The sequence below is a fragment of the Rheinheimera soli genome, assembly GCF_031457405.1.
Lineage (GTDB): Bacteria > Pseudomonadota > Gammaproteobacteria > Enterobacterales > Alteromonadaceae > Pararheinheimera > Pararheinheimera soli_A.
In genome coordinates this window covers 98,926-121,244 of sequence record NZ_JAVDWR010000010.1, presented here as the reverse complement: position 1 = coordinate 121,244, position 22,319 = coordinate 98,926, and the positions used below count along the sequence as shown (strand labels likewise).

Sequence of the window (22,319 nt, the reverse complement as noted above, 5' to 3'; positions counted from 1 at the left end):
GACTGGAAACCGGCGATGAATCAGTTCATCATCATGTACGGTGATCGTGTATCACTATGATAAACAGCCACTTACACAGAAAATTTTACATACTCCCTCTCGCCAACAAGAAGTTGGCATGGTTTTAAATCTACGCTCCAATATAGAATTTTTCTTTATTAATAAACGCAATAGCAAATCCAAATGGAAAAATACTGAAAACATAATGAAAGAGCTCGCCGCTACAAAGGACTCAGATACTTTCAGAGATGCTGCTAGTAGAGTTGAGTTTTGCGGGCGGCAGTGGATATCCAGTTGTGAAAGGTGGGAAGAAATAAAACCATTTTTATCTGACGAATATCTAGATGATTATTTCCTTGGATAAAAGAACTAACAAGGAACATCAGTTCGCAGCTAAACGCTGTCGGACTCGCCCAAGCACTCTCCGCTTTACGCGGTGTTAATTGCCAAATGAGGCTCATATGAAACTACAAGGTACGCGATGGTTTTATACCGAGTCACCTCAATATATCGACTCTCTAGATGTTTTGACGGAACACCTTCGTTCGCTGCTTGCGTCCGGAACATACGTAAATGATGATTGGGACCCTGATGGGCCAATTCTCGTCGAAGCAAAGGAGCTAGTAGAGCGGATCGATGGAATGAAAATAGAGATCTATGCCAAAGAGCATCCGCCACCACATTTCCATGTTGTAACAGCAAACTATAGAGCTTCGTTTACACTAGATAAATGTGAGTTACTTGATGGAACTCTGCCATCCAAGCAGCGAAGAAAAATTGAATATTGGTTTTCTACCATGAATGCTAAATCTGCATTAATCGAGATTTGGAATAGGACTCGACCGGAAGGCTGCGTAGTTGGCCAGTATGTCGGGAAAAGTAATTAACAATGCGAGGTACAGAGACGTCTTTTTTGTTGCCGCTTAGCCTCCACTGCACAACTGCGCTTGCTGGCGGCGTTAAATCTACTTGGCCCCAGAGTATTACTAGGAAACATTTATGGACTGGATACCGGCTATTTCTTCAACGTCTGCATTAGTGGTACTAATTTTTCTGTCTAGAAACCTGATTGTTACTCGACTGATGAATGCTGTTAAGCATGAATACGATAGTAAATTAGAAGTACTAAAAGCAGATCTATCGAAGAAAGAAAAAGAGATTGAAGCATTGCGTCAAGTAGGGTTTAGTGGATTACAGCAAAGGCAAACGGTTTTGTTTAATAAGCAGGTTGAAGCTGTCGAATTGCTATGGGCAGCAACTTGTAAACTCTACTTAGGTAAGCCTTTATCTGAAATGATGCTAAGAGTAAAAACCGAAGAAGTATCTAAAGCTATCAGCCAAGATGCTAACCTGCAGAAGTTCTTCAAGTATATTTCCATGCATACAGACATGGAGAAAATGACAAAGGTAGACGCTCAGCCTGCTCGACCATTTGTTAGCAAACTTGCTTGGGCATACTATTCAGCTTACAGCTCAATTATTTGGCATTACGTTTTACAGGCCAAACTGTTTGAAAATGGACTAGGTGATAGCCTTCTTGATGTGGAGAAAATGACAAATATGGTAAGTGTTGCGTTGCCCCATCAAGAGGAATTTATTAAAAAGTTCGGCGTAGGCGCTTTTGGTTATCTATTAGACGAATTGCAAGACAAGATTCTTCTAGAGTTAGATTCGATGCTTAGTGGAAAAACTCTAGATTCTACAGCGCTGGAAAAAGCAGCCAAAATTCAAGCGTTAGCCCAAGAGTTAAGTAAAGAAAACAAAGATTTAACAAGTCAAGCAAGTGGGCCGCCGCAAAGCGGCGCCCTTTCTTGATGCGTTATGTGCCTTAGTAGCGTCTTAGTATGGAAATGCCCTTCGACAATAATTCAGGTGAAAAGTACGTCTTAAATTGACGCTGCTCTGGAAAAAAAAACCATAACCAGGTGTCCTTTTTTGCCTAAATCGCGCAAAACCACCAGCAGCCTGATCAGTCATTTCCAGTAGAACCGCTCAGTGTTCACCAGCAGGGCTAGTATTTTTGTGCAGCGCCTACAAGGTGGGGTTACGATAAAATAAATCGAATATCCGAAATTAAAGCAAAGCAGAGATTCGTTTTTTTCGAGAGAGCCTGATCTAAACAGCTGCAATTCGCTCTTTACTGCCAATAAGAAAAGGCCATACCAACTACTTGAACCAAATTCCCTATTAGGGCGTGAGCCGGACAAAATTGGGTGGCCAAGGTTTTAAGACGCGGAGTGTTTGAGTAAGGAGCGGTAGCGACGAGCGAGTTGCCGAGTCGCCTTGGACGCACGATTTTGAGCCGGGCTTTATACTCACTTCGTTCGTCCCCCTTCGGGGCCAGCTAAAGCTGTTCAACGCAAGCGTTGTCGCTGCGACCTAGGGTCGCCTTTTATGAATTACATCCATTTAATTCACCCTACGGGCCAGCCTTCGGCTGTTAGAAAGTGCTTCCTGCACTTTCTTGCTTTGGATACTTTTTTTTCGCGAAGCAAAAGAAAGTATCTCGCCAGCAGCGAAACGCTTTGGGCGTCATTTCAAGTTCTGAGTCAGTGGCCCAGCAAAGCTGGAGCACAACATAGGCGCTAACACTCGGTTAACGCCTAGTTTTTTCTATTATTTTATAAATAACCTCAGAAGCTTAGTGGCAGGATTGCCCTGCCAGCGTTAGTCAATTGGTATTAAAACTTCCTCACATGCACTGTCACTTCCTCGCGGTCGTGGTACAAGTGTTTGGCCTGAATTTCAACGTCCAGTCCTGCTTCGTTGAAGTTATGCTGCATCATATCCAGCACTTCAACCACTGTTTCGTAGCGTTTTTTCATAGGTAGCTTCAGGTTAAAAATACTTTCCTGACACCAGTCGTTGATCAGCCAGTCACAAACCAGCTTGCCAACACGTTGTGGTTTTTCAATCATGTCGCAAACCAGCCAGTACACGTTACGTTTGTCCGGGCTGAATTTAAAACCGTCGACCTGAAAGTGTTTTACCTGGCCTGTATCCATTAAAGACTGGGCCATCATGCCGTTGTCTATAGCTGTTACCATCATGCTGCGTTTAACCAACTGATAAGTCCAGCCACCAGGGCAAGCGCCTAAGTCCACTGCTCTCATACCTGAAGTTAAACGGGTTTCCCATTCGTCTTTTGGAATAAACTGAATAAAAGCTTCTTCCAGCTTTAAAGTACTGCGACTTGGTGCATCAGATGGAAACTTCAGCCGCATAATGCCGTTTTCCAGCGGGCTGTTGTTTTCAGGGTAAGAAATACCTAAATAAGCACTGCTGCCACTTTGCATAAACAAATGCAGTACCGGGGCGCGGGAGTTTTCTTTTTGCAGCAATACGCCAGCTTTACGTAACGACTGGCGCAGTGGCACAGTGAGTTTACGGGCTAAAGTAGATAAAGTTTTGCCGTCGTTGGTTTCAGGGTATTCCACCCGCAGCTCACCAAAAGCAGATAATTCAGCAGCTATTGCAGATTCAACCACTGTAGTAATACGGTCAGCAGGATCCAGTTGCAGCATATCTTCCACCAGCAAAAACCACTGACGGGCAAAAATAAAATTAGTAAAGTCGTAGTCACGATAAAAGGCGGCTAACGCCTCACTGTCGTAGGCTTCAAAAATGACAAAAGCTGCGTCTTTGGTCAGTTTGCAAAAACCAAACACCTCTTCCTGCGCTGCTTTATCCTGAATTTCACCGGCACATTCTTTTTCAAAACCTGAACGGCAGTACAGCAAAAGTTGGTTCATGCTGCACCTCCATGTGCAGCACCCTGAAGGGCAGCCTGCGGCTGTGAAAATTGTCTATCCTGCCAATTTTTCATACAGCACCTCCATATGCAGCACCCTGACGGGCAGCCTGACTGGCAGCCTGCGGCTGTGGAAATTGTCTATCCTGCCAATTCTTCATGTTATTTCCTGATCCAAGGGCTGATGGCCAAAGCCAGCCAGCTTAAAATAAGCAACTGGCCACCTAAAGGCGCCAATGCTGAAAAATGTAAAGGCAGCTTAAATACACCAGCCACCAGAGTATAAACAAATAACCAAAGCCCAATTTGCATCGCAGTTACTGCAATACGGCTTAGCCATGGGCTTTGTTGTTGCAGCTTGTCAAAAGCCGATAAGGCCAATAAAGCCACAACATGGAAAGCTAAAATAAAACCTGCACTTAAAAGCGCAGCCAGTTGTTCTGTATCTATAGTGCCACGCCATAAATGCATTAAAGCAGCGGCTGAACCTACAGCCACGGCGCCATAAAAGGCGGCCAGACTAGTGTTAATCTTCCAGAATACGTTCATTAATAAAGCTCCTGCTTAGCAAAGAGGCTTGTTCAATAAGCTGCTGTTGGCTAAAACCTGATTTCTTTAGCGGCGAAAAATCATGATCGCCACTTTGTAACCACTTTAGATCTATGAAAGGCCAGCTTTTATCTGCCAGTTCCTGAACGCTGCCAAAAGGGTCTCTTTCCCCTTGCAACACCAGTACAGGCCTTTTTAAATCGGCAAAATGTTCTGTACGCCAATTGTCTTTTTTCGGCGGGTGAAAAGGATAACCAAAAGCTATCACTGCCTTTACTGCGCCCGACAGCAATTCAGATGCAGCAAGCATAGTTGCAACCCGGCCACCCATCGATTTGCCAGCAATAACCAAAGGTAAATCTGTGGGCATTTGGTTTATTTGCTCTAAAAGCTCAGCCATTAATACCGGCATTTTAGCTGGTAGCTGTCTTTTACCTGCCAGCGTCTTTTGCATATAAGCAAAGTTAAAACCCCAGACTTCAATACCTTGATTTGCCAGTTGCTGCGCTAAAAGCTGACAGAACTCTGATTGCACCGGCGCTCCGGCACCATGAGATAACAGCAATCTGGCAACAGGATTTGTGCATAAGGCTAACTGCTCTGGCATTTATTAATCCGGTGTCGAATTATTAAAATGTTGTTCAGCAAAATCCTGCTGATCCAGCTCAACCTGTTTCGCCATCCACTGCCTGAACGCGACAATTTTGCCAAGCTCAGTCTGGTTTTCACGACACACCAGATAATGCGAGTCTTTGCTCAGCAATACATGGTGAAAGGGCACTATTAAGCGGCCTGAGTTAATATCTGGCCTTGCCATTACGTTATGCGCTAAAGCCACACCCTGACCATGAATAGCAGCCTGCAATACCATAGCTGTATGCGAAAAAATTGGCCCCTGATTCACATTAAAATTCTTAAAGCCCTGACTGACAAACCAGTCTTTCCAGGCCTGACGTGAGCCATCGTGTAATAAAGTATGGTGGCGTAAATCGGCCACATCTTTTAAAGGTTTGACGCCGTTTAATAACAAAGGCGAACAAACAGGCAGCAAATATTCGGTATGCAGTTTATCAGCATGCAAATTCCGCCAGCTGCCACGACCATAATAAATAGCTACGTCCACATCGTCTGTTAACGAACCTTCGTCTGAGTCGACGGCTTTAATCCGCACGTCTATATCAGAATGTTCTTCACTGAATAAACTTAAACGTGGCACCAGCCACTGAATGGCAAAACTTGGCTGCAAACTGACGGTTAAGGAGCCTTTAGCACCACGGGCTAATAACTTTTCTGTGGCTTCATGCAGCTGCAGAAAAATTTCTTTAATATCTAAAAAGTAACTCTGGCCTTCTTCAGTTAAAAGCAAAGAGCGGTTTTTCCGCATAAACAGCTTTAAGCCTAAATGGTCTTCCAGCGCTTTGATCTGGTGACTAATAGCAGCCTGAGTGACAAACATCTCTTCAGCCGCTTTAGTAAAACTAAGATGGCGTGCAGCGGTTTCAAAAGCCTTTAACGCATTAAGAGGGGGTAAGCGCCGAGCCATAGCTTGCAGCCTTAGGTAAAATAGAATTAATTTTTCTAATGCGAATTATAAAGAAAGGCGCAACTTTAAACCAGTCACGCCTTCGGGATCTGCCAGAATTATTTAGCTTTAGGAACGTAACCTTCGATCTGAACTTCTTTGCCTTCAAATAAAAATTGCTGCATCTGTTCTTCCAGCAATTTGCGGTGTTCCAGATTCATCATATTCAGCTTTTTTTCATTGATCAGCATAATTTGTTTTGACTGCCATAAAGCCCAGGCTTCTTTGCTGATGCTGTCGAAGATTTTTTTGCCAAGCTCACCCGGGTACAGCTGAAAATCTAAACCTGCTGCTTCTTTTTGCAAATAAACACAAAATACCTGACGGGACATTATTCACCTCATTGCTTAGCTTTTAAAAAGGCCGATATTGTAAACGACTTCATCGTCAGCAGTTAGTTTTTATTCAGCCAGTTTTTTTCAATCCAGCTGCGAATAGGAGCAGGTAAACCAATCTCCATCACTTGCGCTTTGTTATACCAACTGCTGCCTGAGGGTTCTGCCACACCAGACACCGGATGCCAAACCGAAGCATCTAACTTGTAATGTGAAAACACATGCTGAAACTGACCTTGCAGCTTAGCTTGTAACAAGGCTTCAGCGCTTTCGTCCACTTGAGGTAAAGACCATAAATCAGCCCAGATACCGGAATCCGGCCTTTTTTGCAGCAACAGCTTATCGCCCTGCTCTATCCACAAAAAATGCCCTGCTTTAGTTGGCGTGGTCTTTTTAGGTTTAGCTGTTGGTAACTCAGTTACCCGGCCCGTATTAAAAGCTACACACTGAGTTTGAAGAGGGCAACTTAAACAATCTGCTTGTTTGGGTTTGCAGACAGTAGCGCCTAAATCCAGCAGGGCCTGAGCGAAACGTCTGTTGTTTTGTTTTGGCGTTAATAAATCAGCCAAAGCCCAGAGTTTTTTATCTACAGCAGAAGTGGTTGGTACACCTTCGATGCCAAATAAACGGCAGAATAAACGCCTTACATTACCATCTACTATAGGGCCATAAGCATCGTAAGCAAAAGAGCGGATAGCTCCAGCTGTATAACGGCCTATACCGGGAATGGTTAATAAGTCGTTTAATTCAAAAGGAAACTCACCTAAATCATGAACTATGTATTTAGCTGCTTTATGTAAGTTACGGGCTCTGGCGTAATAACCTAAACCTTGCCATAACGCCATCACAGTGTCGGTATCGGCGGCGGCTAAAGCATGAATATCAGGCAGCTTTTGCATCCAGCGCTGAAAATAGGGGATCACTGTAGTGACCTGAGTTTGCTGCAACATCAGCTCGCTGACCATTACTCTGTAAGGGCTTGGGTCTTGTTGCCATGGCAAGGCATTACGGCCATCGGTTTTTTGCCAGTCGACAACAGTATCAGCAAAAAGATCAGGGCAGGTTAAATACTCAGAAGTCAGCACAGTGTTAAGCACTCAAAATTAGTTTTTCGAAACGGCGCTTAGCCTAGCATTTTTTGCCATTTTTGTTGAATCAAGATTAGCGGTTGAGCATTAGCGGCAGAACAAGGATAATGTGCGCCGCATTCGCAGCGCTATAAAAACAAGCTGCATCACATTTTTTGGAGACCAAGATGACCCACCCGGAACAACCAAACACAGAGCCACAGGACGAAGAGCTTCAGGAAAACAAATACCTGCGCCGTATCCGTAGCTTTGTTTTAAGGGAAGGTCGTCTGACCAAAGGCCAGCAACGCAGTTTAGATTTGTTCTGGCCAACTATGGGACTTGAACATCAGGCTACGCCTTACGATATGAAAGCAGTCTTTGGCCGTGAAGCCGACTTAGTGCTGGAAATTGGTTTTGGTATGGGCAAATCTTTGGTGCAAATGGCTAAAGCTGCACCAGATAAAGACTTTATTGGTATCGAAGTGCATAAACCTGGTGTAGGCGCATGTTTAGGTGAAGCCGAAACTGAAGGTGTTAAAAACCTGCGGGTGTTTGAACACGATGCCATCGAAATTTTAAACGACTCTATTGCAGACAACAGCTTAAGCACTGTGCAGCTGTTTTTCCCTGATCCATGGCATAAAAAGCGTCACCATAAAAGACGTATAGTGCAGGCTGAGTTTGCCCGGTTATTACGCCGTAAGTTAAAAATTGGCGGTGTATTCCATATGGCAACCGACTGGGAAAACTACGCTGAACATATGCTGGAAGTGATGAAAGTTGCCGAAGGTTACAGCAACCTTTCAGAAACTAACGACTATGTACCTCGCCCTGATCACAGACCTCTGACCAAATTCGAAAACCGTGGTGTTAATTTAGGCCATGGTGTTTGGGATCTGATGTTTAAGAAGGTTGATTAATATGTTGGACAATACCAGTCAGCTGTTGCTGCGTAATATTGATTTTTTATCAGGCAAAGTGCTGCTGGTAGAACCTATGGCCGACCGTCTGGCGGCAGAGTTAAAACAAAAAGCGCCAGAGCTGGAGCTGTTTTGTTTAACGTCCAACTTCGCTGTGGCTAATAACTGGCAGCAGCAAAGCAAAAGCCCTTGTTATCTGGGTGATGCTTTACCAGCTGATTTAACAGTAGACAAAGTGGTGCTGTTTTACCCTAAAAGCAAAGATCAGCTGCAAAGCTCTTTAGCTCAGATCAAAACAGCGCTGAATGACAAAACCGAAGTCTATCTGGTGGGTGATAACAAAGGCGGCATTAAAAGCCTGGGGAATCAGGCAGAAAAACTCGGACTAAAAGCCTTTAAACACGACAATGCCAAACACTGCTTATGGTTTGAACTGGATGGCTTGTTACAAAGCGAGTTAAAAACCTCAGAGTTTCACGAGTTCAGTATCGAAAAAGCTGGTATCAGCTTAAAGCTCTGTTCTCTGCCTGGCGTGTTTAACCACGGCAAACTGGATTTAGGCACTAACTTATTGCTGGAACATTTGGGTCATATTCAGCAAGGTAAAGTGTTGGATTTTGCTTGTGGTGCAGGTTTTATCGGTGCGTTTTTAGTAAAAAGGCATCCGGAAATTAAACTGACAGCTTCTGATATCAGTACTTTCGCGGTCAGTTCTACAGCTGCCACTTTAAAGGCGAATAAGTTGCCGGGCGAAGCTATTGCAGCTGATGGTATTCCATCACGCAGCGCAGCCTACGACCATATTGTCAGCAACCCACCTTTCCATACAGGTTTAAAAACCGACTATCACATCAGTGAGCAGTTTTTCCGTGACGCTTTTAATGAGTTAAAGCCAGGTGGCACATTAACTTTAGTGGCGAACGTGCATTTACCCTACGTGGCTCAGTTGACTGAAATTTTTGGTCAGGTAAAAGAGCTTGGTCGTCGCGACGGTTTTGTGGTTTATTATTGTAAAAGAGACCGCAAATAAAAGGATCTGCTGATGAGACTGGTTTTGGTTGTACTGGCTGGATTAACCTTCAGCACTGGCGCTTTGGCGAACTGTATTCAGTCGCCAGAGAGAACCCAAGCCTGTCCTCATCAGATCTATCGGCTTGGTCAACTGGAGAACATGGCAAAACCCGCCATGTTATGTATCTGCGCTGCTGATTTTAAAGAGTTTTTAACTGTACCTGCCGACGAAGAGGAAGCACATAAACAAAAGCTGAAACGCCTGAAGCTGGAGTACGCTTTAGGTCAAAAAATAGAACCCATACTGCAAGTATTAAGAAACTAATTCTGCTTATTGTCCCAATACAATCTGACGTGGATTAAATTCGCCTAAATACTCTTCGGCTTGTTGCAACAGCGCAGGAACCAAAAATAACTTACCCTGCTCTACCCAATAAATAGCATTTTGCTCAAACATAATAGCCAGCTTGATGGCTTTGCTTTTATCGCAAAGCACGGCCCAGCTTTTCTCCTGAAAACGAAGATCAGGTGAACAACCAACTATCTCACGGTAAGGCACATTCATGCTGTCGAGGGTGTTTGCAAAGTGATTATCAAGTAATAGATTTCTGGAAGGGTTTTGCAGATGGCCACAAGGATTTTGGGCACTGATAATAGCAAAGTTAATTTGATCACCAAGGGGTTGATGGCACAAAAAAACACTCGTTTTGTAGTTATCCCATAAGTCCATGGTTTGTCCTCATCGCCACAAGTGCGTCAACTATAAACCTGTTTTTATTTTTTGTCAGGGGATTAGCTGCTGTTACTGGTGAAAGTTTGCAAATGCGTGTAACTTCAATATTATAGCTTTGACAGAAGATTGACGGATGACGGAAGGATTCATGGGCCCAGCGTTAAAAGTGAGTTCAATTAAAAGCGCACTGATCTGGGTTGTGATGCTGATTTGCAGCATCACTCTTTGTGTGTCCCTGACCATTGCCACCTTACAAGATGTGAAAGCTGAAAAGAAAAACCTGTCTGAGCAACTGCACTCTTATGCCGCCATTATTGCCTTTAACGCTGTAGGCTCTATCGAAACAGATGATTCAGAAGTAGAAGACAAACGTATCGCGTCTTTTGCCGCCGAATCCCGACTGCACAACATTCATATCTATAAAATTCAGGAAAACGGCGAGCTGAGCTTTTTTGCCAGTTACAACAGAAGAGACGTTGGCCCCTATCCTACCCAGTTCAACAAAGTAGAACAGTACCAAAACGCCACCATAGGCGATGGGGTAATGGAACTGACTAAAAAAATAGAATCTGGCGGTAAGTTAATAGGTTATGTCTATATGCGTGCCAGTTTGGATGAACTGAGCCGCTATGTGCAAAACAGAGTGTTATTCGATATTTTAATTGCCCTCTGCTCTTTAATAGGTGCTTTTATTATTGCCAACAGATTACAACGGCGCTTTACCAAACCCTTGTACAGCTTGCTGGCTTTAGTACAAAAAATTTCCAAAGAAAAAGATTATCAAATCCGCGTACCCACTATGGAAATAGTTGAGTTTCATAATCTGGGCAGAGCGATCAATACTATGCTGGACAGAACTGAACAGCAAATGACCAAACTGCGTAGCGCCGAAAGTGAAATACGTCAGCTTAATCAGGATTTAGAACAAAAAATTAATGACAGAACCCTGGCACTGAAAACTTCAAATCAGGATCTATTAAACACTTTATCCACCCTGCACCAGTATCAGAATCAAATTGTTGAAACTGAAAAAATGGCCAGTTTAGGTCAAATGGTTGCTGGTGTAGCCCATGAGGTAAATACGCCTATAGGGCTTGGCGTTACAGCTTCTACTTTAATGCAGGACAAGCTGGCCGAAATACAAAAAGCTTTTGATGATAAGAAGTTAACCTCAAATCAACTGGCAAAATTTCTTGGTGACAGCGCTGAAAACCTTGGCATTATTTACCGCAACCTTGAACGAGCAGCTAACCTTATCCGTAGCTTTAAGCAAGTGGCAGTGGATCAATCCAACGACAACAGAAGATACTTTAATATGTATCAGTTGCTCAATGAAGTGCTGTTGTCATTGCGGCCTAATCTGAAAAAGACTCAACATCAGGTGATACTCAATTGTGATGAAAAACTGGAACTGGAAAGTAAACCAGGCCCTATAAGTCAGATTTTAATAAACCTTATTATGAACAGCCTGATCCATGCTTTTGAGAATATAGAGCAAGGTACCATGACCATCAGCGTCACTTTGGCCAATAGCCGTTGTTACCTGCATTATCAGGATAATGGTGCTGGTGTACCCGAGCATATTAAAAAGCGCATTTTTGACCCTTTTGTCACGACCAAAAGAGGCGAAGGTGGCAGCGGGTTAGGTATGCATCTGGTTTATAACCTGGTGACTCAGGCTTTAAACGGGAAAATTCATCTGGAAAGCTCTTTGGATCATGGTATCGACATTCAAATCGACTTTCCTGTGATCCCTAAATAAGATAAATGTATAAACAACAATATGTTTTTCAAACACTTAATTGAGCTCTGGCTAATTGTTAACAAATAAACTTGTTAACAAAATCTGTGGTCTATATAATTGTTCAGACAATGACCATGGGTCACTTTCTTTCTAAAAAGATACAAATCAAATACTTAACTACGTTCACATAAGGTTTAAGCATAATGCAGACCCCTGTTATTCTGATTGTTGAAGATGAAGAAGTAACACGACTGAATCTGGTCAGCCTGTTTGAAGGCGAAGGCTATGATGTGGTTGAAGCAGTGAATGGTGAAGAAATGAACCAGAAACTGTCTGAGCACAAAGTCAATTTGATTGTTATGGATATCAATCTGCCTGGCAAAAACGGTTTGATCCTTGCCCGTGAATTACGCCAGAAAGAAAATGTAGGTCTGATTTTTCTGACCGGACGTGACAGTGAAGTCGATCGCATTTTAGGCCTGGAAATTGGCGCAGACGATTACCTGACCAAGCCTTTTAACCCACGTGAACTGACCATTCGTGCCCGCAACCTGTTAAACCGCACAGTCTCTCAACCAGTAGTGGAAGAGCATAAAAGTGTGGTGAAATTTAATGGTTGGGTATTGGATGAAAACAGCCGCAACCTGACATCTCCTGAAGGTGTGTCACGCCGTTTACCTAAAGGTGAATACCGTGCCTTACGTTTAATGCTGGACAGCCCGGGTAAAATTTTCACCCGTGAACAACTGATCCGTCATATGACAGGCCGCGAACTCAGAGCAAACGACAGAACTGTGGATGTAACCATTCGCCGTATCCGTAAACATTTTGAGTCCGACGTGGATAGCCCAGAGTTAATCAGCACCATTCACGGTGAAGGTTACCGCTTTGTAGGCAAGTTAGAGAAATAATTGTAGGGGCGGGTCTTGTACCCGCCCGTCTCAAATTCCAATCCGATGCCGGATAGGGTTTATCCCCGCCCCTCTAAAATTCAAATAGAAGCAAACGGATTAAGTCCAGCTTTCTATATATTCCTCCAGAGCGGCCAGGTGCCGCTCTATTGTTATATGGAAATTGATCAGTTGATTTTCCATACCTTGCAGTTCAATACTTTGTTCCAGTAGTTTTGCCTGATGCTGCACCCACAATAGTCCCACCGAAGCTGCAGCCCCTTTTAGCTTATGAGCCGCCTCCTGAAACTCTGTAACGTCCTGCTGCACAGCTGTCTCCATCATTTTATTAATGTAACCAGGCAACAATTGGGTAAATAGCTGCACACTGCGTAACATGGTCTTTTTACCTAAAGACTGCAGATAGTCGTCCAGGGTTTGCTGATCCAGAATTTGCTGATCATGAGCTTTTTCGGCGGTGATTTCTTTAGGTGCAGGAGCACCAAAAAGTTGATGTAAAATTTGGTCCAGCTTATTGGTATTAATAGGTTTGGCTAAAGAGCCATCCACCCGCACATCTTGCAACTGTTGCTCGGCTTTACGCACATTAGCGCTTAATACCACCACTGGTAGTCTGGCTAAAGCGGGTTCAGAGCGGATAAAACGCGCCACCTGATCACCCGACATATCAGGTAATTGCATATCCAGCAGCACCAGATCTATATCATCTTCGGTTTCAAGCAAAGCCATGGCATCTTCGCCGGTTTCCGCCAGAATGACCTGATGACCACGCTGCTCCAGCAAGTTAGTGGCAATTTCAGCATTTAAAGGCACGTCCTCCACCAGCAATATAGTTAAAGCCGGATACAAGGCCTGCGGTACTGCAACTGGCGCTGATGTCAGCTGTGCAGGTAAAGACATGCTAAAAGTGCTGCCCTGTCCTGGCACACTGCTCAGTTTAATCTGACCGGACATAGCTTCAACTAAAGCACGGGACACAGATAAACCTATGCCTGAGCCCACTATACTTAAACGCCGGCCGTCGCTGGATTTATAGTACATATCAAAAATACGTTGCTGTTCAGCCTCCACTATACCTATGCCTGTATCTGTGACGCTAAAACAAAGCTCAGCCGGATCATCAGTTGTTAATGAAACCTCCAGTTGCACAGAACCACGGGCGGTAAATTTCACTGCATTATTAATTAGATTCCATAACACTTGCCGGACTCTGGTTGGATCCAGACGGACATAAAGCTGGCCTGGCACAACTTCAGGTTCAATAAACAACAGGCCTTTTTGCTGACAGATTAAGTGGGCAAAATTACAAATATCGTGGACAAAATCATTCAGTGGTACCGACTGATAAACAATATCCAAATCCTGGCGGTCTATTTTATCTAAGTCGATAATATCGTTAAAAATATTACCTAAGGTTTCAGCACTGCTGAAGATGGTATTGCTCCAGCTGCGTTGCTCTGTGGATAACGGACTTTCCAATAAACGCCTTGTTAAACCTACAATACCGTTGAGCGGCGTACGCAGTTCATGACTTAAGGTGGCAATAAACTTGCCTTTGTCCTGATAAGCTTTTTCCAGTGCCTGCTCGGCCAGTTTACGGGAGGTAATATCCCGGCCAAAACCAAGCAAACCTATATAGCGGCCTTGTTTATCAAAAAATGGTACTTTACGCATTTCAAACCACAACATGCGGCCATCGGGAGTTTGATAATCCACATCCAATGTCAGTTCTGCCCGACTGGCAGAAATTTCCTGATCCGTAAGAATAGCTATAGGAGTTGATTCAGCGTCATAGAGCTCTGCCGGATAATGACCTATCAACTCTTTGGCGGATTTACCCATAATGACTTCAAACATCTTATTACAGCTGACAAAACGGCCGGTTTCGTCGCGGTAATAAAATAAGTCAGGCGAGCTGTCGACTATAGAGCGGATTAATAAACTTTGTTCTTCCAGCTCTTGCTGGGTTTTACGGCGTTCAGTAATTTCACGGCGTAACTCGTCCACAGCACGGCGTTTGGCCTGAAAGGCTTTTTTTCGTTCTTCAATTTCAAAGTTCAACTGACGAATGGTTTCCTGCATGTTCTGGTTCAGTAGTTTTTCCTGCCGGATAGAATCCTGCAAATAAAACAGCGCTTCATCTAAATGCCGTACCAGATAAAAACTACTTAACAAAAAGGCGGGAGTGACAGAAGCAGAAAACAGCAAAGCGCCCAGAACCATGGACCAAAGCACCATATCGTGGATCAGCAGACTATACAGGCCTGTCATTACACCTGTCAGCGCCTGCAACAAGATAAAGCACAGGCAAAAACACTGTAACCAGCCCCATTGAGTTAAAAACCCGGCTAAACGCCGGACTAGCGGGTGAACACTTTGCTGCATTATCTGCCTTTGAAAATCATTTCGTCACAACAAGGGGTAAACTACCCGATACATAGTGTTGTTTTTAGTCCAGCAAGTCTGCCAGATCCAGCAGCTTTTTGTCCTGCTAAATTTTGTCCTCTACAGAGCTAAAACAGGTAAAGAACCATGGTTGTGGGCGTTTTTTAACCAAACATCAGTTTTACTGACGAAGAATGATTGACAGAAGATGACAGAGCGGTTAAATCTTAAAGCCATCTGAATTTAAGCATCTGCAAAGTAATATGCTAAAAAAAGCGGTATCGCTCTCTACATATTACTACTCGTCCTACTACCTGTCGGAGTGGTTTAACGAGTAGCCAAACCACCAGCTCACTGCTGGGTGTTTTGCTATTTAAAACTAAACCATAACAACTAACAGCCTGCTGAATATCACTCTGCAACCCGGTTGCCAGAGCAGACAGTGCTGTAATGAAGCAACAGGTAATAAAAAATGTTTAAACCATCTATGCTTTCGCTGGCCATTGCGGCTTGCTGCTTTTCCGTATCTGCTCAAACTGAAACTACAACAGAAAACGATTCAATAGAAAAAATCGAAGTCACAGGCTCCCGCCTCAAGGGTGTCGATTTAGAGGGCGCTCAGCCTCTGGTCGTGATCAGCAGCGACGATATTAAAAAATCGGGCGCCAATACTATTTTTGATTTACTGAAAGACGTAGGGCAATTGAGAGGCGGTGAAGGTACTTTCTCTACCTCTGAAAGTGGCGCCACTTCAACTTCAACACCTGCAGGTCAGGCCGCAGCATCATTGCGTGGTTTGGGCCCGGCATCCACCTTAACTCTGATTAACGGCCGCCGTGTTGCAGCCAGCTCTTTTGCCGCTGGCACTCAGAACTTTGTTGACGTCAACAGTATTCCTTTAGCCGCTATCGAGCGTATTGAAGTATTAGCCACAGGCGCCTCGGCCATTTATGGTGCAGACGCCGTAGCTGGTGTTATTAACTACATACTGAAAAAAGATTACGAAGGCGTGGAGCTTAATGCCTCTTATGGCGACAGCATGGCGTCGAGCGATGAAAGCCGCCGCAACCTGAATCTGGTGGTTGGTCAACAAGTGGCTGGTGGTCAGTTAACAGTATTTGCCGATTATTTTGACCGTAATGCCTTTAGTGCCCAGGACAGAGATTTTACCCGCTCTCCACTGTTAAAAAGCTCATACTCTTATCTGCCAAAAAACACACCCAACATTTATTACGACTCTGTACGCTCAGGTGATGAACTGGCCACGCCGGGCTGTGCGACAGCACTTGTAACCACAGAGTTTGGTGAAAAAATTTGCGCTTATTACCCCAATGAAGACGATCAGTTAAACTCAGATTTAACCAGTTATTCCACTGGCGCCATTTTCCAAAAAGACTTTGGTGATATCAGTTGGAATACCGATGTATTTTTCAGCAATACCAAGTCTGTCGCTATTTCAAGCCCTGCGCCAATTAACCAGTTGGATGACAGTGAAGGCCCTTATGTCGACGAAAGCGCTTTGGATATTTTTGGCCCGGCCATCCGTGACGAGTTACTCGACCAGTTAAGGATATCACGCTTTGAAACACTGGCTGGCCGCGAGCTTCGTGGTTTTGCTTTTGATGCCCGTTTTGGCACACCTCGTACAGTAGAAATAGAAACTGATGCTTTGCGTTTAGTCAGTGCTTTGTCAGGTTCTATTGGCGATTGGGGCTGGGAGTCAGCTGTGATTTACTCAGAATCAAAATCTGATCAGGTGGCTACCAAGGGGATCTATAACAGATATAAATACCATGCAGCCTTGGCCGGAGAACTATGTTCTGATGGCACTATCGCAAGTTATAACACCACAACTGGTACTTTAAGCTGCTCCAGCGGCTCTTTAGGTGCTATGTATAACCCTTTCCTGCAAAATGACAGCAACAACGACGCTTTGTTAGCTCTGGCTCAGGAAATGCCTACCCGCAAAGGCAAAAGCACTGTAATGGGCTGGGATGCGCGCTTTAATGGCGATTTGATGGAATTTAACGATGGCGTGATAAGCTCTGCTTTTGGCCTTGAGATCCGTAAAGAAAAAATCACTGATACCCCTTCAGACAACGCAATAGCCAGGGCTGAGAATGGTTATCTGGTGGATGTATTTGGTTTTGGTTCCAGTTTATCGGCGGCTGAACGCACTCAATGGGCTGCATTCTCTGAATTTAACGTGCCACTGGCCAGTACTTTAGATATGCAACTGGCGGCACGTTATGACCATTTTGATGACTTTGGCAGCACTTTTAACCCCAAGATTGGCTTTAGCTATCGTCCGGTAGAAGAGCTGATTGTCAGGGCCTCTTACGCTACTTCATTCCGCGCACCTTCACTGACTCAGGCTGGCGTAAAACTTCGTACCACCACTGCACGTTTTGATTGTGGAGCTAATCAGGCGGTAGCCGATTTATTCTGTGAAGGTTTTGGTGATGAACGCGGCAACAATGTGCTGGAACTTGGCAACCCACAACTTAAAGCTGAAGAATCCAACTCCATCAGTTTAGGTTTTGCATTAAGCTTGTCAGAAAACAGCACTTTAACAGTAGATTACTGGCGCTTTGAACATGAAAATCTGGTTGATACCAATATGACCGGGGTTTTAGCCCGAGCCATTGGGGACGCTTCATTACGTCATTGTGGTTTAGTACCTGAAGGTGCACAGGGCATCTCTTTTGATGCAGCTTTATGTGATGTAACGGACAGTGCAGGCCTGAATATAGAGCAAAGCGGTGCCAATATGGCAGAAATACTGGATGCCTGGGTAGCGTACGACGACCCACGTTTTGCAGAGTTACCACTGTTCCGTGACCACGTATTGCTGCTGGAAAATACCGGCGAGCAAACTGTCAGCGGTATCGATCTGGCTTACGATCACAGATTTAATACAGAAGTTGGTACTTTTGGCCTGAGCCTGGATGCCACTCATTATTTGTCTTTTGAACGCAACAAAGCGGGCTCAGACGAAATTGAAGAGTTGATTGGTAGTTGGCGTTACCCTGAAACTGTAGCTGGTGTGCGTTTCAACTGGTCTAAAGGTGATTTCTTCAGCAGTATTTCGGCCAACTACACAGACTCTTATGAAGATGACATTTCCGGTTTACGCCGCAGAGAACTCAGAGAACTGAATGAACTGGGTGAATTAAACGCAGATGGCAGCCGACAGGTCTCGTCCTGGACTACATGGCGTATGAATCTGGGATATGATTTTGCCCAAACCACAATCAGCTTTAATATCGACAATCTGTTTGATCGGGATCCACCAGCAGCTTATGGTTCAAGCCGTGGTTTTGACTCGATTAACCATGACGCTTTAGGCCGCAGCTTCCGTATTGCATTAAGCCATAAGTTTTAACAGCAAGCGAAGCGAATAGCAGAAGCCGGGGTCAAACCCGGCTGTATTTAACAGGTAAATCTCATGCAAGTTACAAGCAAAAAACCGGTCAGCATGCCGGACGCCTTTGTCATACTTTTTTTTGTGATGATAGCGGCAGCTATTGCATCTCACCTTATTCCGGCTGGTTACTTTCAAATGTTACCGGAGACAGTAAATGCAGCAGGTGAAACGGTTAAAGCACGTATTGACCCAAATAGTTTTCAACTGGCGGCTGAGCAAAATAAAGCAGTGCCTTTATTTGGCGAAGGAGGTGAAGTTGGCTTTCTGAACTATGCCTTTGAGGGCATGGTTTCAGGCGACAAAATGGGTGCAGCTATAGGGGTTATTGCCTTTATTTTGCTGACAGGTGGTGCCTTTGGCATCATTATGAAAACGGGAGCTGTGAATAATGGCATTCTGGCTTTAATAGCCAAAACCAAAGACATAGACTTTTTATTTATACCTCTGATGTTTTTTCTGTTTTCTTTAGGCGGTGCAGTTTTTGGCATGGGTGAAGAAGCCATAGCTTTCTGTATCGTTTTATTGCCTTTAATGCTGGCTTTAGGCTACGACGCTATTACCACTGTACTGGTTACTTACATAGCCACCCAAATTGGTTTTGCTACGTCCTGGATGAACCCATTCAGTGTTTCTATTGCTCAGGGCATAGCGGGTTTACCCTTGATGTCTGGAGCGGATTATCGTATTGCGCTTTGGGTTGTGTTTACCCTTTTCGGCATCGTTTTTACTATGCGTTATGCGGCAAAAATTAAAAAGAACCCACAACTTTCTGTCAGTTTTGCTTCAGACCAAAAGCTGCGGGTTCAGCAGCAGGAACAACAAAGCAGTAGCTTCGGTAAGTTAGACGCCGCTATTTTATTGCTCTTTGTTGCAGGCATTATCTGGGTGATTTGGGGCGTAGTAGCCAGGGGTTATTATATCCCTGAAATTGCCACTCAGTTTTTTGCATTGGGTGTCGCCACAGCCATTTTAGCTGTAATTGGCAAACGACTGACGGTGAACGAATCAGCTGATGCCTTTAAACACGGCGCCGCTGAGTTATTGCCTGCCGCCATGATTGTCGGTATGGCCAAAGGCATAGTGCTGCTTTTAGGGGGAGACGACGCAACAGAACCTTCAATACTCAATACTTTACTGCATTATGCCGGCAGTAGCTTTGATGGTTTTTCAGCTTATGTTTCTGCCTGGTTTATGTTGATTTTCCAATCGGTATTTAACTTCTTTGTCACCTCAGGTTCAGGCCAGGCTGCTTTAACTATGCCTCTGGTTGCGCCTTTGGCCGACTTAGTGGGTGTATCAAGGCAAATCGCCGTTTTGGCCTTTCAACTGGGCGATGGTTTAACCAACTGCATAGTGCCTACATCAGCTTCTTTAATTGGTTGCTTAGGGGTAGTACGGGTCGACTGGATGTTATGGGCAAAGTTTGCCTGGCGCTTGCAACTCTGGCTTTTTGCGCTTGCAAGCACAGCAATGCTGGTCGCAGTAGCCATTGAATATCAATAAGGACATAAAATGAGCACAGTAAAACTATTTAAAAATGCCCATCTGATAAGCCCTGCGGATTTGGGCACAATGGATCTTTTAATGGCAGGTTCACAGATCGCAGCTTTGCAGCCTGGTTTTGATACTGGCAGCAGTAATTTGCCCATCGAAGTGATTGATGCCAGCGATTGTTATTTAGTGCCGGGTTTTGTTGATTCTTTAGTGCATTTTATTGGTGGTGGCGGTGAAGGTGGTTTTGCCAGCCGCACTCCTGAGATGCAATTAACAGATGCCACTTTAGGTGGAGTCACTACAGCTATTGGCGTTTTGGGCACAGACGCCACTACCAGAACTTTAACTAATCTGCTGGCCAAAGCTCATGCATTGGAAACTGAAGGCATCAGTACTTATTGCCATACAGGTTCTTACGAAATTCCATGCCGGACTTTAATGGGCACTATCACGGATGATTTGATCCTGATCGACAAGTTTATTGGCGTGGGCGAAATTGCCATCAGCGATTTCCGTTCTTCTCAACCCACTAAAGACGAAATCCGTAAAGTGGCAGCTGCGGCTAAAGTGGGTGGCATTTTATCAGGCAAAGCTGGCCTGGTCAGTGTACATGTAGGGAGCGGAGATTCTTTATTACAGCCGCTATGGCAAGCAGTTGAAGGTACAGAGCTAAAATTGTCACAGTTCTACCCTACTCATATTAACCGCAATGAAGCTGTATTTCAGGCCGGTCTTGAGTTTGCTAAAGCGGGTGGTGTTATTGATTTTACCACCAGCACAACCAGCTACGACTTACAACATGGCGAAGTAGCAGCTGCAGCGGCTTTAGCCAGAGCTTTAGCGGCAGGTATTCCAGCCATGAACCTGACCTTAAGCTCAGATGGCAATGCCAGTTTGCCAGTCTATAACGACCATGGAGAATTAGTTGGGCTTGAGGTAGGCCAGGTACAAACTTTATATCAGGTCGCCCGCCAGGCAGTGCTTGAATATCAGGTGCCTTTATCTGATGCCATTACCGCTATTACTGCAGCACCAGCAGCAATATTGGGGCTAAAGCAAAAAGGCCGTATTGCAGCAGGAATGGACGCAGACTTAGTGCTTTTGCATAAAAGTGATTTAACCATCCGTGATGTTTTTGCCAAAGGCCGTCAATTGGTCAAAAACGGCAAAGCTATAGTCAAAGGTACCTTCGAGCAATAACTTCAGTGCCAAAGAGTTGATTTTCTGTTCCATCATCCCAATTTAGCGAATATCCGACAAATTTAGTCGGGTATTCGCTTTTTTCGCTTAAGCTATTCGAAAAAAATCAGCTTATATAGCACATATTTTATACCGGCCAACGCGGCAAAATATGGTATAAAGTGCGCCAAATTTTCAGCAAGGTTTTTTATACAGCCTACCCATTGATGCTGCGGCTTCAGCAAGGACGGAGATAAAAAATCTATGCATTTGACGGACATTGGAGTATTCATGCCGACCACTATGCCAGATGTAGCTAACCATTCTTCCGCCACCACTGAAGGTGTTTTGGATTGGGTTGGCATGAGCCATATTGAACTGCCACTGATGTTTAGTGTGGCAGGCGAAGCACCACGCCAGGTCAGCGCCAAAGTTGAAGCTTTTGTGAACTTAAAAGATCCAAAAGCCAAAGGCATTCATATGTCACGGCTTTATCTGTTATTGGATCAGCTGTCGACAGAATCCAGTTTAAGTTTCGCCAGCTTAAGTCAGCTCTTAAACGAGTTTATCAGCAGCCATGAAGACTTAAGTACTCATGCTTTTGTAAAGTTTGATTTCGAATTGCATTTACGCCGCAAAGCTTTAATCACAGAAAAACAAGGCTGGAAAGCTTACCCTGTGACTATCACAGGCCAGTTAAAAGAGGGCAAATTAGGCGTAGAAATGAAGGTGAACGTGCCTTACTCTTCAACTTGCCCTTGCTCTGCAGCTTTAGCCCGCCAGCTTATTCAGGAAGCTTTTGTCGCTAAGTTTGCCGGTCACCAGCAAGTGAGTGCTGAACTGGTAAAAGACTGGTTAGGCACCACTCAGGGCATAGTAGCAACACCACACAGCCAGCGCTCCATCGCTGAGATAAAAGTACAGTTGAATAACAAAGTAGCTGACTTCCCTGTGATTGCTTTAATAGACGCTATTGAAGATGCTTTACAAACGCCGGTTCAGGCTGCAGTTAAACGCGCTGACGAACAAGAGTTTGCCCGTTTAAACGGTCAAAACCTGATGTTTTGCGAAGATGCAGCCCGTCGTTTAAAACACGCGCTGAACCAATTGTCTGAATTTGATGATTTCTGGCTGCGGGTAAACCACTATGAGTCTCTGCATGCACATGACGCAGTTGCAGTCACAGTCAAAGGTGTTTCAAACGGCTATCACGCATAAGTTTCGCATA

20 protein-coding genes are annotated in these 22,319 nt (G+C 44.4%); 12 read left to right on the top strand and 8 right to left on the bottom strand.

The features are described 5' to 3' along the window. Nucleotides 1-46: 46 nt before the first annotated feature. From J2W69_RS14410 to J2W69_RS14400, 3 genes are all read left to right on the top strand, one after another. A complete protein-coding gene (locus J2W69_RS14410) occupies nucleotides 47-364 on the top strand; it encodes a hypothetical protein (RefSeq protein ID WP_310279733.1) in 318 nt (105 codons plus the stop codon). A 97-nt stretch (nucleotides 365-461) separates the two neighbouring features. Beyond that, the gene (locus J2W69_RS14405) at nucleotides 462-887 is read left to right on the top strand and encodes a DUF4160 domain-containing protein (protein ID WP_310279732.1); all 426 of its coding nucleotides are present in this window, start codon (nucleotides 462-464) and stop codon (nucleotides 885-887) included. Between the two features lie 112 nt (nucleotides 888-999). Continuing rightward, nucleotides 1,000-1,815: a hypothetical protein gene (locus J2W69_RS14400; protein WP_310279730.1), complete on the top strand. Its 816-nt coding sequence runs from the start codon at nucleotides 1,000-1,002 to the stop codon at nucleotides 1,813-1,815. Nucleotides 1,816-2,681: 866 nt separating this feature from the next. Here J2W69_RS14400 and rlmM read toward each other — a convergent pair. The 6 genes from rlmM to mutY all read right to left on the bottom strand — a co-directional run bounded on the left by rlmM (nucleotide 2,682) and on the right by mutY (nucleotide 7,302). Beyond that, nucleotides 2,682-3,752 (bottom strand): 23S rRNA (cytidine(2498)-2'-O)-methyltransferase RlmM, encoded by a 1,071-nt coding sequence (rlmM, locus tag J2W69_RS14395; protein WP_310279729.1) that lies wholly within the window; start codon nucleotides 3,750-3,752, stop codon nucleotides 2,682-2,684. 161 nt (nucleotides 3,753-3,913) lie between these two features. Beyond that, the gene (locus tag J2W69_RS14390; protein WP_310279728.1) at nucleotides 3,914-4,300 is read right to left on the bottom strand and encodes a DUF423 domain-containing protein; all 387 of its coding nucleotides are present in this window, start codon (nucleotides 4,298-4,300) and stop codon (nucleotides 3,914-3,916) included. Next, nucleotides 4,278-4,907 carry an alpha/beta fold hydrolase gene (locus J2W69_RS14385; protein WP_310279726.1) on the bottom strand — a complete coding sequence of 210 codons (630 nt, stop codon included), beginning with the start codon at nucleotides 4,905-4,907 and terminating at the stop codon, nucleotides 4,278-4,280. Before J2W69_RS14385 ends, J2W69_RS14390 begins: the two co-directional genes overlap by 23 nt. 3 nt (nucleotides 4,908-4,910) lie before the next feature. After that, entirely contained in the window at nucleotides 4,911-5,843 is a 933-nt protein-coding gene (locus tag J2W69_RS14380) for a transcriptional regulator GcvA (protein ID WP_310279724.1), read from the bottom strand. Nucleotides 5,844-5,941: 98 nt separating this feature from the next. Further along, nucleotides 5,942-6,214: an oxidative damage protection protein gene (locus J2W69_RS14375; protein WP_008900661.1), complete on the bottom strand. Its 273-nt coding sequence runs from the start codon at nucleotides 6,212-6,214 to the stop codon at nucleotides 5,942-5,944. A 62-nt stretch (nucleotides 6,215-6,276) separates the two neighbouring features. Further along, nucleotides 6,277-7,302 (bottom strand): A/G-specific adenine glycosylase, encoded by a 1,026-nt coding sequence (gene mutY / locus J2W69_RS14370; protein ID WP_310279721.1) that lies wholly within the window; start codon nucleotides 7,300-7,302, stop codon nucleotides 6,277-6,279. Nucleotides 7,303-7,472: 170 nt separating this feature from the next. Here mutY and trmB point away from each other — a divergent pair, with 170 nt between their 5' ends. The 3 genes from trmB to J2W69_RS14355 are packed head-to-tail and all read left to right on the top strand — an operon-like array spanning nucleotide 7,473 to nucleotide 9,543. Then, nucleotides 7,473-8,207, top strand: coding sequence for a tRNA (guanosine(46)-N7)-methyltransferase TrmB (trmB, locus tag J2W69_RS14365; protein WP_310279719.1), 735 nt, complete (start codon nucleotides 7,473-7,475; stop codon nucleotides 8,205-8,207). Between the two features lies 1 nt (nucleotide 8,208). After that, nucleotides 8,209-9,237, top strand: coding sequence for a class I SAM-dependent methyltransferase (locus J2W69_RS14360; RefSeq protein ID WP_310279716.1), 1,029 nt, complete (start codon nucleotides 8,209-8,211; stop codon nucleotides 9,235-9,237). A gap of 12 nt (nucleotides 9,238-9,249) precedes the next feature. Then, nucleotides 9,250-9,543: a hypothetical protein gene (locus tag J2W69_RS14355; protein WP_310279714.1), complete on the top strand. Its 294-nt coding sequence runs from the start codon at nucleotides 9,250-9,252 to the stop codon at nucleotides 9,541-9,543. Between the two features lie 6 nt (nucleotides 9,544-9,549). Here the strand turns inward: J2W69_RS14355 and J2W69_RS14350 are convergent, their stop codons facing one another. Continuing rightward, nucleotides 9,550-9,948: a DUF3293 domain-containing protein gene (locus tag J2W69_RS14350; protein ID WP_310279712.1), complete on the bottom strand. Its 399-nt coding sequence runs from the start codon at nucleotides 9,946-9,948 to the stop codon at nucleotides 9,550-9,552. A gap of 151 nt (nucleotides 9,949-10,099) precedes the next feature. Between J2W69_RS14350 and J2W69_RS14345 the strand changes: the two genes are divergently transcribed. Continuing rightward, complete coding sequence (locus J2W69_RS14345; protein WP_310279709.1) at nucleotides 10,100-11,713, top strand: ATP-binding protein; 1,614 nt, start codon at nucleotides 10,100-10,102, stop codon at nucleotides 11,711-11,713. 185 nt (nucleotides 11,714-11,898) lie between these two features. After that, nucleotides 11,899-12,606: a two-component system response regulator ArcA gene (gene arcA, locus J2W69_RS14340; protein ID WP_008900668.1), complete on the top strand. Its 708-nt coding sequence runs from the start codon at nucleotides 11,899-11,901 to the stop codon at nucleotides 12,604-12,606. Nucleotides 12,607-12,705: 99 nt separating this feature from the next. Here arcA and J2W69_RS14335 read toward each other — a convergent pair whose 3' ends face one another. Continuing rightward, nucleotides 12,706-14,991 (bottom strand): ATP-binding protein, encoded by a 2,286-nt coding sequence (locus J2W69_RS14335; RefSeq protein WP_310279708.1) that lies wholly within the window; start codon nucleotides 14,989-14,991, stop codon nucleotides 12,706-12,708. A 472-nt stretch (nucleotides 14,992-15,463) separates the two neighbouring features. On the opposite strand from J2W69_RS14335, the gene J2W69_RS14330 reads away from it, so the two are divergent. The 4 genes from J2W69_RS14330 to folE2 all read left to right on the top strand — a co-directional run bounded on the left by J2W69_RS14330 (nucleotide 15,464) and on the right by folE2 (nucleotide 22,309). Further along, complete coding sequence (locus J2W69_RS14330) at nucleotides 15,464-18,376, top strand: TonB-dependent receptor domain-containing protein (RefSeq protein ID WP_310279705.1); 2,913 nt, start codon at nucleotides 15,464-15,466, stop codon at nucleotides 18,374-18,376. Between the two features lie 63 nt (nucleotides 18,377-18,439). Then, nucleotides 18,440-19,921: a putative basic amino acid antiporter YfcC gene (yfcC, locus tag J2W69_RS14325; RefSeq protein WP_310279702.1), complete on the top strand. Its 1,482-nt coding sequence runs from the start codon at nucleotides 18,440-18,442 to the stop codon at nucleotides 19,919-19,921. Between the two features lie 9 nt (nucleotides 19,922-19,930). Continuing rightward, nucleotides 19,931-21,112: a beta-aspartyl-peptidase gene (gene iadA / locus J2W69_RS14320; RefSeq protein WP_310279699.1), complete on the top strand. Its 1,182-nt coding sequence runs from the start codon at nucleotides 19,931-19,933 to the stop codon at nucleotides 21,110-21,112. A gap of 270 nt (nucleotides 21,113-21,382) precedes the next feature. Beyond that, entirely contained in the window at nucleotides 21,383-22,309 is a 927-nt protein-coding gene (gene folE2 / locus J2W69_RS14315; protein WP_310279697.1) for a GTP cyclohydrolase FolE2, read from the top strand. Nucleotides 22,310-22,319: the final 10 nt, after the last annotated feature.